Annotated in this window: 1 protein-coding gene; it reads right to left on the reverse strand. The window is 42.8% G+C overall.

Features of this window, described 5'->3' with window-relative positions; genetic code table 11:
- A partial coding sequence (locus AC58U0_RS37265; RefSeq protein WP_497383672.1) for an IS110 family transposase occupies positions 1–902 on the reverse strand: 902 nt, incomplete at its 3' end.
- Between the last annotated feature and the right edge of the window lie 111 nt (positions 903–1,013).

Raw genomic sequence — 1,013 nt, forward strand, 5'->3', positions numbered from 1 at the left:
CCGATCGAACGTAATTGCTTGGCCATTGGAATACCGTTAAGCAATTTTTCAATATCCTTTTCAATTGTATCTAGTACTCCTACAATCCGTTCAAACTCTTCTAATAACCGCTTGAAGTCCTGTTTCGCTTCAAGAAGAGCGGTAGTGTCACCTATACTTTGTTTAGCTGTAGCAATTAGCTGAGCAGCTTTTTGCGTGCCGGTAGAACCAGCGGCACGCTTCATATGCTTCCTCCAGGCTGTAATCACTTCGGATACGGAAAGCAAATCTATTTCTTGCGGAGAAGGAAATTCCTTAAGAGTGGCCAACGATCGCTTGCTTGTCCAGTCTTTAAAGACAGAGAAATACTCTGGGAAACGTATGTCTAACCAGCGAATAATCCGGTTCTGCAACCTCACACTATTCGTTACCCAAAATTCCCGATCACTCATAATCGTTTGCAACCTTTGAAAGACAACAGCGTGCCGAGCGAAATCGTAGTAGAAACCTCGACTAACCACATCAGCAATGACGAGTGCATCCTTTGGATCACTCTTGGAGGGGGAATTATCGCGGTTTTCCTTGTTTCGTTTGGTGGTAGCTGGATTCACCATGACAACATCTTTGCCCTTGTCGGCAAGCCAATTAGCAAGGTTATATCCATAGTGTCCCGTTGGTTCCATTCCGATTATGACGTTCTTTAAATGATGCTTCTGCCCAATCTCATGGATCCATCGCTCTAATTTCATATAACCTTCAATTGTATTTGAGAAAGAAAGATGCCTCTTAGTAAGTATGATTCCTCGGAAATTTGTTGCTTGTGCGACATGTGTTTCTTTCGCTATATCGATTCCCACAATGAGGTGAGTCGTGGAAATTCGTTCGATTCGTTGATTTTGACCGTCAGATTGCTTAAACTTCATAATAAGAGCGCCTCCTTGATGGTGTTGGGTTAAAACCTTTGACAAACCCATCATACCGAGGCGCTCCTTTTCTTTCAAAGTCCAATTCTTAGGACTAACAGGAATGTTTAG

The organism is Paenibacillus sp. J31P190, assembly GCF_059692075.1.